This window comes from Frigoribacterium sp. MCBA15_019, assembly GCF_001864945.1.
Lineage (GTDB): Bacteria > Actinomycetota > Actinomycetes > Actinomycetales > Microbacteriaceae > Frigoribacterium.
On record NZ_MJGS01000001.1, the window covers coordinates 704,812 to 715,567 of the forward strand.

Consider the following 10,756-nt stretch of genomic DNA (forward strand, 5'->3'; position numbering starts at 1 on the left):
GCGCGGACGCTGCGGGCGGCGCGGACGCTGCGGACGGCACGGACGCTGCGGACGGCACGGACGCTGCGGACGGCGCGGACGCTGCGGACGGCGCGGACGCTGCGGGCGGCGCGGACGCTGCGGACGCCACGGGCGGGGCCGTCGGCCCCTGGGCGGACGACCTCGCGCTCGCGCTCGAGCTGGCCGACCTGGCCGACGCGATCAGCACGGAGCGGTACCGGTCGGCCGACCTGCACGTGTCGCTCAAGCCCGACCGGTCGCACGTGACCGACGCCGATCAGGCCGTCGAGCGGGCGATCCGCGAGCGGGTCGCCGCCGCCCGCCCCGACGACACCTTCTACGGCGAGGAGTACGGGCACGACGCCCCTTCGCACCGCCAGTGGGTGGTCGACCCGATCGACGGCACGGCGAACTTCCTGCGCGGGGTGCCGGTCTGGGCGGCGCTCGTCTCGCTCGTCGTGGACGGGGTGCCCGTGGTGGGCGTGGTCAGTGCTCCGGCCCTCGGGCGGCGCTGGTGGGCGACGCAGGGCGGCGGGGCCTTCTCGACCGAGCACGAGGGGCCGCTGCGGGTGTCGGGGGTGCGCGACCTGGCCGACGCGTCGCTGAGCTTCAACGGGCTCGAGTACTGGATCGACGCCGGACGCCTGCCGCAGCTGCTCGAGCTGGCGGGCCGGGTCTGGCGGACGCGGGCCTACGGCGACTTCTGGTCGTACATGCTCGTCGCCGAGGGCGCGCTCGACATCGCGGGCGAGTTCGACCTGCAGCCCTACGACATGGCCGCCGTGGCCGTCGTCGTCGAGGAGGCCGGCGGACGATTCACCAGCGCCGACGGACAGCTGGGCCCGTGGCACGGCACCGCCATGGCGACGAACGGACTGCTGCACGAGAGCGTCCTCGAGGTCGTGGCCGCGCCTCCTGCCTGACCACTGTGGGGCCCTCGCCACCACGAAGTACACAAGCCGCCACGTTTTTGTGTGGCGGCTTGTTTACTTCGTGGCGGGATGCCGGCGGCCGCGGTTCATCCCTGCGACGGAGGTCGACTCAGCCCTGCGCTTATGTTCACGCAACGTCCCGGCCGCTTGACTGGTCGCACGACGTCACCGGCTCCAGCAGGGGCACCGAGAATCTCGGTCAGGGACGCCAGGGGCTCCGCCGCCCGTCTCGCTGTGACGGGCGGTCGGGCCCCGTCAACCGCCTCACCAGCCGACCGAAGGACCATCCATGTTCGTCACGCCCGCCGTCTCCGTCTCCGCGACCACCAGCACCGCCGCCGGCTCGGTCGACCCCGCGTCGATCGCCCTGCCGAACACCCGCCAGATCGACGTCACGAGCTACGTCGTCGAGGCCTTCGCCCGCCTCTGAGCTGCGGGGGCACACCACCCCGGGGGCGCATCTCATCGAGGAGGCGCGCCCCACCCAGGAGGCGCTGGTCACCGAGGAGGCGCCGGTCACCGCGACGACGCGGGTCACCGACTACACAGCAGCAGCCTCAGCCCCGTCGCCCACACGCCCCTTCTTGCGGGCCCGCAGGTCCATCAGCCCGAGCACGAGCGCCACGGACACCAGGGCGATTGTGACGAAAAACCCGTTGCGGTAGGCCTCGTGGTAGATGTCGAGGTCGGCGCCCTCCGCTCCCCCGGCTCCGGCGATGACCGAGTAGAACGTCGAGACCGCGGCCGCCGTGCCGATGGCCGTGCCGGCGCGCTGACCGACCTGCCCCATCGAGCCGGCGACGCCGCCCATCTCGACGGGCACCTCGGCCAACGTCAGCGTCTGGTTCGGCGAGATGACGAAACCGCCGCCCGTACCGGCGATGAGCATGCCGATGCCCATGGCGTACGGCGTGATGTCGCGCGGGGTGAGCACGGCCGCGAGCAGCAGGGCGACGAAGCCCACCGCGACCAGGATCAATCCGAGCACGACCAGGCTGCGGCCGAAGCGGTCGACGAGGCGTCCGCCGTAGAACGCGGCGACGGCGCTGGTCAGGGCGAAGGGGATGGTGACCATGCCTGCGTAGACGGGTTCGAGGCCCAGGCCCTGCTGCAGGTAGAGCGTCGTCAGCAGGAAGGTCGCCGGCAGGGCGCAGAAGTAGACGGTGGCGATGAGGGTGCCGTTGCGGTACGAGGCGAGCGAGAACAGGCTGAAGTGCACGACCGGTGACTTGCCCCGGGCCTTGTAGCGCTGCTCCCACCAGACGAAGGCGGCGCCGAACCCGACGAAGCCGATCAAGAAGAGCCAGCGCAGCGGGTCGTCGCCCTGGCCGGTGGTCAGCACGAACGGCAGCATCAACGTGAAGATCGTCAGGCCGAGCAGCACGATGCCGAACAGGTCGAGCTCGTTATGGCCGTTCGAGGCCGTGCGGGTCTTCGGCAACAGCTTGAGGGCGAAGAAGATGGCGATCAGGCCGAGCGGGATGTTCATCCAGAACAGCAGGCGCCAGCCGTCCTCCGGGCCGCCGATCGCGATGAGCAGGCCACCGAGGGTCGGGCCGAACGCCGTGCTGACGCCGATGATGGCGCCGAAGAAGCCGAACGCGCGGCCGCGTTCCTTGCCCTGGAACAGCTGCTGGATGAGCCCGAGCACCTGCGGCATCTGGATGCCGGCGGCGACGCCCTGCAGGATGCGCGCGGCGACGAGCAGCTCGATGGTCGGGGCGAGGGCGCAGAGCAGGCTGGCGACGGTGAACGAGGTCAGTCCGATGACGAACATCATGCGGCGTGACTTGAGGTCGCCGAGACGGCCGGACGGCACGAGAGAGAGGCCGAAGGCCAGGGCGTAACCGGCGACGATCAGCTGCAGGGCGGTGGGTCCGGCGCCGAGCGACGCCTCGATGCTGGGCAGGCCGACGTTGACCTTCGACAGGTCGAGGATCGTCAGGGCGGCAACGCCGACGCAGACGGCGAACGCGCGCCACTTCTGGCGTTCTTCGTCGGAGCGGGCGGCGCGGCCGTGGCCGGAGGCGGGGCGGGCGGCGTCAGCGCCTCCCGAGGCAGGGGTGTCGGATGTCTTCGTCATGGGATCGTTCCGTCATACACCGTGCACAGCCTGCAACGACGCGAGTGGCTGCGGAACGCGAGAGGCCCGGTGGGCCGACCCGCGCCTCCTGGGCTCTGTCGGTCGAGGGGACCGAGAGCCGAGGAGGCGCGGGTGGCGCCGACCGCTAGGCCGCCTTGATCAGGTCGTTCGGGTTGAGGACGTACTTCGTGGCGGCGCCCTTGTCGAACTCGGCGTAGCCGCGCGGGGCGTCCGCGAGGCTGATCGCCTGGGCGTGGACGTTCTTCGCGATGCTCGTGCGGTCGTGGAGGATCGCCATCATCAGCTGTCGGTTGTACTTCATCACCGGGCACTGGCCCGTGGTGAACGACAGCGACTTGGCCCAGCCGGTGCCGAGGCTGAGCGACAGCGAGCCCTTCTGGGCGGCCTCGTCGACTCCGCCCGGGTCGCCGGTGACGTAGAGCCCCGGGATGCCGAGGGCGCCGCCCGCCGCGGTGATGTCCATCAGCGAGTTGAGCACGGTGGCGGGCGCCTCGTCGCCCGATCCGCCGCCGTGCCCCTTGGCTTCGAAGCCGACCGCGTCGATGCCGCAGTCGACGAGGGGCTCCCCCAGGATCTGGTCGATCTGGTCGGCCGGGTCGCCCTTGGTCAGGTCGACGGTTTCGCAGCCGAAGCTGCGGGCCTGGGCGAGGCGGTCGGCGTTCATGTCGCCGACGATGACGACGCTGGCGCCGAGCAGCAGGGCTCCGGTGGCGGCGGCGAGGCCGACGGGGCCGGCTCCGGCGACGTAGACGGTCGAGCCGACCTCGACGCCGGCGGTGACGGCGCCGTGGAAGCCGGTCGGGAAGATGTCGGAGAGCATCGCCAGGTCGAGGATCTTCTCCATGGCCTGGTCGGCGTCGGGGAACTTAAGGAGGTTCCAGTCGGCGTAGGGCACGAGCACGTACTCGGCCTGGCCGCCGACCCAGCCGCCCATGTCGACGTAGCCGTAGGCGCTGCCGGGGCGGTCGGGGTTGACGTTGAGGCAGATGCCGGTCTTGCGTTCCTTGCAGTTGCGGCAGCGGCCGCAGGCGATGTTGAACGGAACCGAGACGATGTCGCCGACCTTGATGAACTCGACGTCGGGGCCGACCTCGACGACCTCGCCCGTGATCTCGTGGCCGAGCACGAGGTTCGTCGGGGCGGTGGTGCGGCCGCGGACCATGTGCTGGTCGGAGCCGCAGATGTTGGTGGCGACCGTGCGCAGGATCGCGCCGTGGTTGACCTTGCGCCCGACGTTGGCCGGGTTGACGCCGGGGCCGTCCTTCAGCTCGAAGGTCGGGTAGTCGACGTCGATGACCTCGACCTGGCCGGGGCCCTTGTAGGCGACCGCGTGATTCGTTGCCATGGTGATCCTCCTTGATCACGTGCGAGCACGGGACGTGCCCGATCTCTCGCAGGCTATTGCCCGGGTCCGGCCGTGCGACCGAATCACAGCGAGCGTTCAGGCGGACGATTCGCGAAAGGTGTCGTACAGGCCCCCCTTCGGGGGTCACTTCACCGGATCGGACAACATATGTACCCCATCCGGGCGCCCTATGTGTGAGTATTGGTCACGGCGCAGAGCCGCGGGGAGCCATCAGGGTGCCGGGAGGCATGGTCCACGCGACGACTGCCCGGGTGCCTTCCACGGTGCTCGTACCCGATCAGGACAGGACCTCAGCCACGTGGAACTCCGTGACTACATCCGCATTCTCCGCAAGGGCTGGATCTTCATCGCCGCCCTGACGCTCGTCGGCCTCGCCGCCGGAGCGCTCAGCTCGATCCTGGCGACGCCGACCTACGTGTCGTCGACCCGGCTCTTCGTGTCCGTGCAGGCGCAGGACTCGTCGACCACGGTCGACGCCGTGCAGGGCAGCAGCGCAGCCCAGCAGAAGGTTCGGTCGTACGTCGACGTCGTCACCAGCGACGCCGTGCTCGACCCGGTGATCGACCAGCTCGGCCTCGACACCACGGCCGCCGGCCTCGCCTCGAAGATCACGGCGGACTCACCCCTTAACACCGTGTTGATCAACATCACGGTGACCGACACCGACGCCCAGCGCGCCGCCGACATCGCCAACGCGGTGGGCACCTCCTTGACCGACGTCGTCGTCAACGAGCTCGAGACACCGACCGGTGGAGGCGCGAGCCTGGTCAAGATCGCCACGATCGTCCCCGGGTCGGTCGCCTCGGCACCCGCGACCCCCCGCACCGCCCTGAACCTCGGCCTGGGCCTGCTGATCGGGTTGGCCCTCGGTGTGGGCGCTGCGGTGCTGCGCAGCACCCTCGACACCCGCATCCACGGCTCGCACGACGTCGAACTCGTGACCGACGCCCCCATCGTGGGCGGCATCAGCTTCGACCCCGGGGCGAAGAAGCACCCGTTGATCGTGCACGTCGACCCGCGCAACCCGCGGTCCGAGTCGTTCCGCACCCTTCGGACCAACCTGCAGTTCGTCAACGTCGAGTCGCAGAGCCGCTGCTTCGTCGTCACCTCGTCGCTGCCCGGCGAGGGCAAGACGACCACGACGGCCAACCTCGCGGTGGCCCTCGCCGAGACCGGGGCCACGGTGGCCGTGGTCGACGGCGACCTGCGCCTGCCCCGCCTGGCCGACACGTTAGGCCTCGAGGGCGTCGTCGGGCTGACCGACGTGTTGATCGGTCGCGCCGACCTGCAGGACGTCCTGCAGCCCTGGGGCCGCGGCACGATGTACGTGCTGCCGGCCGGTCGCGTTCCCCCCAACCCGAGCGAGCTGCTCGGCTCGAAGGCCATGTCGGCGCTGATCGAGTCGCTGACGACGTCGTTCGACTACGTGCTCATCGACGCGCCTCCCCTGCTGCCGGTGACCGACGCGGCCATCCTCAGCAAGCTGACCGGCGGGGCCATCGTCGTCTCGGCGGCGGGCCGCACGACGCGCAACGAGCTGCAGTCGGCCCTGCGCAACCTCGAGCACATCGGCAGCAAGGTGCACGGCATCGTGCTGACCATGCTGCCCACGAAGGGGCCCGACGCCTACGGCTACGGCAACTACGGCGCGTACTACGGCATGGAGCAGGACACCCCCGAGGCAGGCGTCGGCGACCTGCCGGCCGCCCCGAAGACGAGTTCACGCTCGGCGAAGTAGGCGCGAGATGTCGTTCGTGATCCCCCAGCCCACGTCGTCCACCTTCTCGCTGCTCACCGTCTGCACCGGCAACATCTGCCGGTCGCCCCTGGCCGAGCTCTACCTGCGCCGCGGTCTCTCGCCCCTCGACGACGTCACAGTGTCGAGCGCGGGCACCATGGCCGTCGACGACGACGTGATGCCCGAGCAGGCCCGGGCCCTGGCCCGGTCCTTCGACCTCGAGCCCGACGAGCACCGGGCGCGCTTCCTCTTCGAACGCGACGTGCGGGGCGCCGACCTCGTCATCGCCCTGGCCCGCGAGCACCGTCGCGCCGTGGTCTCGATGCACCCCCGGGCCAGCCGCTACACGTTCACCCTGCGCGAGGCCGCCCGTCTCGCCCGCGACGTGACCGACGTGCAACTGGCCGACGCCCTGCCGACGGGCGCCTCGTCCGTTGCCGACCGACTGCGGGCCACCGTCGCCCTCCTCGCCTCGCGCCGGGGCTCGGTCGAGGCTCCGAACGATCCGCTGGACGACGACGTGGTCGACCCGTACCGCCGGTCGGACGAGACGTTCGCCGAGTCGGGTCGCCAGCTGGTGCCCGCTGCCGACGTGCTCGTCGACCTGCTGACCCGCGCCACCACCCTCGCCGGGGGTGACCGCTGATGCCGGACGCACGTCGCAAGCGGGGCTCGCGAGCCCGGACCCGCCGCCGACTCGCCCTGATCGGCATCGGCGCCTTCGTCCTCGTCGACCTCGGACTCGTCGCGCTCGCGCTGACCCGCGAACCGTCTGGTCTGGCTGCCGACGCCGAGCCCGCCGTCACGTCGACGCCCCTGCCCGTCGAGACCACGGCCGCGCCGGAGCCCACCGAGACGCCGACGCCCGTGGCCGAGGCCGAGGCCGTCACCCCGACGCGACTGCTGTCGGCGGTCGACGACGTCACCGCGTGGCGGGCCGAGTCCGGCACGTGCACGCCCGGGACGGCGGGGCCGTCCCCCACGCTCGAACTGACGACGTCGGCCGGGGCGACCTGGTCGCCGCTGTCGGTGTCCACGAGCGGTGACCCGGCTGCCGTCGACCGGGTGCAGGCCACGGACGCGGCCTCGGCCTTCGTCGTCGGCCCGGCCGGCACGACCTGCGCCACGGCGTTCGCGCAGACCTTCTCGGGCGGGGCCGAGTTCCGGGACTACCCCGAGCGACTGGCCGCCTCGTGGTTCGTCGCGCGGTCCGCCCCGGGCACCGTGCACTCCCCCGCGGGTGACCGTCCGGCTCCGTGCGCGGCGGTCGTCGACCTCGCGGTCGTCAGCGACACCGAAGCCGGCGTGCTGTGCAGCGACCGCCGGTTCTTCCGCACGCTCGACGGTGCCCGCACCTGGGACGCGGGCACCGCCGTCGACGGAGCCGTCGCGATCACGGCCGACGCCGGCGAGTACCTCGTCGCCGCGCTCGGAGCGGCCTCCTGCGAAGGGACGGCCCTCGAAGCGCCGTCCGCCACGCCGGGCACCGTCGCGACCCGCGTGGGCTGCGCTCCCGTGTCGTCCGAGACGCCGGGTTCGGTCGCCCTCTCCGGTGGCGGCGGCTCGGTCTGGTTGTGGGCCGGAGACGACGTGCTCGTGTCGTCCGACGGCGGGGTGACCTGGTGATCGACCGATTCATGGCCTCACCGGCCCGGCGCACCGGCCTGCAGGTCGTGCTCGACGCCCTGGTCTGGGTCGTCGCAATCGTCTTCGCCGTGTCGCTGCGCTACGACTTCTCGTACGAGGCGGTCGCGTGGAGCGCGGTCTTCGGCGTGGCCGCCGTGACCGTCGTGCTCGGCGCAGCCCTGGGTTACGCGACCGGTCTCTACCGACGCCGGTTCGTGCCGGGCAGCTTCGCCGAGGTGCGCACCATCATGCGGGTCGTGGTCGTGACCGGGATCGCCGTGGGCATCCCGGTGCTTGTGGTCGGCACGGAGATCATGCTGGCACGCAGCACGATGTTGATCGCCCTGCCGGTCGCCTTCGTCTTCATGGGAGCCCTGCGGTACGTTGCGAGGCTCTACGTCGAAGGTCGCCGTCGGCCGGGCGAGGGAGCCCAGCCGACGCTCATCTTCGGCGCGGGTCGTCTCGCGAACCACCTCATCCGCCGCATGCTGACGGACCCCGACTCGCCGTACCTCCCCGTGGGCCTGATCGAAGACGACCCTTCGCGGGCGGGGTTGCGCATCGAGGGGGTCCGCGTCCTGGGCACGCGTCACGACCTCGTCGCCGCGGCGGAGCGCAGTGGGGCGAAGGCGATCATCGTCGGCATCGCCAAGGCCGATGCCCCGCTGTTGCAGGACGTCACCGACCGGGCGGCCGAGGCTGGCCTGCGGGTGATGGTGCTGCCGCTGCTCGACGAGATCCTCGAGGGCAAGTCGCGACTCGGTGACGTGCGCGACATCGCGATCGAGGACATCATCGGTCGCCACCCCGTCGACACGCAGGTCGAGTCGATCGCGGGCTACCTGGCGGGCAAGCGCGTGCTGGTCACGGGCGCCGGCGGCTCGATCGGCAGCGAGCTGTGCCGCCAGATCGCCAAGTTCTCGCCGGCCGAGCTGATCATGCTCGACCGTGACGAGACGGGCCTGCAGCAGTCGCAGCTGTCGATCTCGGGCAACGGCCTGCTCGACACCAAAGAGGTCGTGCTGGCCGACATCAGGGACCCGGAGGCGCTGCGAGCGATCTTCGCGGACCGTCGACCCGAGGTGGTCTTCCATGCGGCGGCGCTGAAGCACCTGCCGATGCTCGAGCAGTACCCCGACGAGGCCTGGAAGACCAACGTGCTCGGCACGCAGAACGTGCTCGACGCGAGCAAGGCGGTCGGGGTGACGACGTTCGTCAACATCTCGACCGACAAGGCCGCGAACCCCACGAGCGTGCTGGGGCACTCGAAGAGGCTCGCCGAGCGGTTGACCGCGTGGGCAGCGGACGAGACCGGTGCGCGCTATCTGTCGGTGCGGTTCGGCAACGTGCTGGGCAGTCGGGGCTCGATGCTGCCGGTGTTCACGTCGCTGATCGAGGCCGGTGGCCCGCTGACCATCACGCACCCCGACGTGACGCGGTTCTTCATGACCATCCCCGAGGCGTGCCACCTCGTGGTGCAGGCCGGCGGCATCGGTGCGCCCAGCGAGGTGCTCATCCTCGACATGGGCGAGCCCGTGCGCATCCTCGACATCGCCGAGCGGATGATCGCCATGTCGGGCCGTGACATCGGCATCGTCTACACGGGCCTGCGCGAGGGCGAGAAGATGCACGAGGAGCTCGTCGGTGACGGCGAGAGCGACAACCGGCCCGTGCATCCGAAGATCTCGCACACCACCGTGCCCGCCCTGCACCCGTCGCAGCTCGACGGCGTGCACGCCGACGTGGGCCCGTGGACCGCGGAGCTCACCCTCGACCCGAAACAGGAAGTCCCCGAGTGACCGAACGGATCTACATGAGCTCGCCCGACGTGGGCGAGCTGGAGGAGCAGTTTGTCCTCACCGCCATCCGTGGCGGCTGGATCGCGCCGCTGGGGCCTGACGTCGACGGCTTCGAGCGTGACGTCGCGGGGCGCGTGGGCGTCGACCACGGTGTCGCACTCAGCTCGGGCACGGCTGCTCTGCACGTCGCCCTCGTCGCCTGGGGTGTCGGGCCGGGCGACGTGGTGCCGACGTCCACGATGACCTTCGCGGCGACGGCGAATGCCATCGCCTACACGGGCGCGACGCCCTACTTCGTCGACTGCGACCCGGAGACCGGCAACATGGACCCCGGCCTCCTCGGTGAGGTCCTCGCCGAACTGCGGGCCGAGGGCGCTCGTGTCCCCGTCGTCGTGCCCGTCGACCTGCTGGGCAAGGCCGTGGACTACACGAACATCCTCGAGCTCGCGAACGAGCACGGATCACGCGTCCTGTCCGACGCGGCAGAGTCGCTCGGCGCGACCCACGCCGGCCGTGCCGCGGGGTCGTTCGGTGACGCGTCGGTGGTGTCGTTCAACGGCAACAAGATCATGACGACCTCCGGCGGGGGCATGTTGCTCACCGACGACGGGGACCTCGCGACACGAGTGCGCTACCTGTCGACCCAGGCTCGGCAGCCTGTCACCCACTACGAGCACACCGAGATCGGGTACAACTACCGTCTCAGCAACCTGCTCGCGGCACTGGGCCGAGCCCAGCTCTCCCGGCTGGACGACATGATCGCTCGCCGACGTGCCGTTCGCGACCGCTACCGCGCGTTCTTCGCCGACGTCGACGGCATCGAGCTGTTCGGCGCCACCGGTGACGAGGGTGACAACTGCTGGTTGACATCGATCCTCGTCGACGAGACCACGACCGGTTACAGCACGACCGAGATATCGCGGGTCCTCGCCGAAGATCAGATCGAATCACGGCCACTGTGGAAGCCCATGCACCTCCAACCCGTCTTCGAGGGCGCCCGACAGCGGACCACGGGCGCGTCCGAGAACTTGTTCCGGAGGGGGCTCACCCTTCCGAGCGGTTCGGCGCTCACCGAGGCCGAGATGGATCGAGTCATCGCTGCGCTCTCGATCGTCACAGGAGAGGCCAGCGGGCGTGCCTGAGTTCGCGTCCTTCGAAGTCCTCGACCGGCGTGAACCCGACCAACTCGCG

The 10,756-nt window shown here is 70.7% G+C and carries 9 protein-coding genes; 7 read left to right on the forward strand and 2 right to left on the reverse strand.

Annotated features, from left to right (window positions below):
* Positions 1–179: 179 nt before the first annotated feature.
* Together BIV04_RS03380 and BIV04_RS17015 are read left to right on the forward strand one after the other, a co-directional pair.
* Positions 180–923, forward strand: coding sequence for an inositol monophosphatase family protein (locus BIV04_RS03380; protein ID WP_071254740.1), 744 nt, complete (start codon positions 180–182; stop codon positions 921–923).
* Positions 924–1,221: 298 nt separating this feature from the next.
* Positions 1,222–1,362 (forward strand): hypothetical protein, encoded by a 141-nt coding sequence (locus BIV04_RS17015; RefSeq protein ID WP_177174753.1) that lies wholly within the window; start codon positions 1,222–1,224, stop codon positions 1,360–1,362.
* 111 nt (positions 1,363–1,473) lie between these two features.
* Here the strand turns inward: BIV04_RS17015 and BIV04_RS03385 are convergent, their stop codons facing one another.
* Together BIV04_RS03385 and fdhA are read right to left on the reverse strand one after the other, a co-directional pair.
* Entirely contained in the window at positions 1,474–3,015 is a 1,542-nt protein-coding gene (locus tag BIV04_RS03385) for an MFS transporter (protein WP_071254106.1), read from the reverse strand.
* Between the two features lie 145 nt (positions 3,016–3,160).
* Positions 3,161–4,381, reverse strand: a complete 1,221-nt coding sequence (gene fdhA, locus BIV04_RS03390; protein ID WP_043593702.1) for a formaldehyde dehydrogenase, glutathione-independent — start codon at positions 4,379–4,381, stop codon at positions 3,161–3,163.
* Between the two features lie 319 nt (positions 4,382–4,700).
* On the opposite strand from fdhA, the gene BIV04_RS03395 reads away from it, so the two are divergent.
* Genes BIV04_RS03395 through BIV04_RS03415 form a run of 5 tightly spaced genes read left to right on the forward strand, consistent with a single transcriptional unit; the run spans position 4,701 to position 10,707 of the window.
* Positions 4,701–6,140, forward strand: a complete 1,440-nt coding sequence (locus BIV04_RS03395) for a polysaccharide biosynthesis tyrosine autokinase (RefSeq protein WP_071254108.1) — start codon at positions 4,701–4,703, stop codon at positions 6,138–6,140.
* 7 nt (positions 6,141–6,147) lie between these two features.
* Entirely contained in the window at positions 6,148–6,786 is a 639-nt protein-coding gene (locus tag BIV04_RS03400; RefSeq protein ID WP_071254111.1) for a hypothetical protein, read from the forward strand.
* Positions 6,786–7,766 carry a hypothetical protein gene (locus BIV04_RS03405; protein WP_071254113.1) on the forward strand — a complete coding sequence of 327 codons (981 nt, stop codon included), beginning with the start codon at positions 6,786–6,788 and terminating at the stop codon, positions 7,764–7,766. Before BIV04_RS03400 ends, BIV04_RS03405 begins: the two co-directional genes overlap by 1 nt.
* Positions 7,763–9,565 carry a polysaccharide biosynthesis protein gene (locus tag BIV04_RS03410; RefSeq protein ID WP_369825271.1) on the forward strand — a complete coding sequence of 601 codons (1,803 nt, stop codon included), beginning with the start codon at positions 7,763–7,765 and terminating at the stop codon, positions 9,563–9,565. The genes BIV04_RS03405 and BIV04_RS03410 overlap by 4 nt, the downstream gene beginning before the upstream one ends.
* Positions 9,562–10,707, forward strand: coding sequence for a DegT/DnrJ/EryC1/StrS aminotransferase family protein (locus BIV04_RS03415; RefSeq protein WP_255364130.1), 1,146 nt, complete (start codon positions 9,562–9,564; stop codon positions 10,705–10,707). The genes BIV04_RS03410 and BIV04_RS03415 overlap by 4 nt, the downstream gene beginning before the upstream one ends.
* Positions 10,708–10,756: the final 49 nt, after the last annotated feature.

Bases quoted from the DNA above. Each gene is read 5' to 3' on its own strand.
- fdhA (WP_043593702.1), bottom strand. From the start codon at position 4,381: ATGGCAACGAATCACGCGGTCGCCTACAAGGGCCCCGGCCAGGTCGAG.
- BIV04_RS03405 (WP_071254113.1), top strand. From the start codon at position 6,786: ATGCCGGACGCACGTCGCAAGCGGGGCTCGCGAGCCCGGACCCGCCGC.
- BIV04_RS03385 (WP_071254106.1), bottom strand. From the start codon at position 3,015: ATGACGAAGACATCCGACACCCCTGCCTCGGGAGGCGCTGACGCCGCC.
- BIV04_RS03400 (WP_071254111.1), top strand. From the start codon at position 6,148: ATGTCGTTCGTGATCCCCCAGCCCACGTCGTCCACCTTCTCGCTGCTC.
- BIV04_RS17015 (WP_177174753.1), top strand. From the start codon at position 1,222: ATGTTCGTCACGCCCGCCGTCTCCGTCTCCGCGACCACCAGCACCGCC.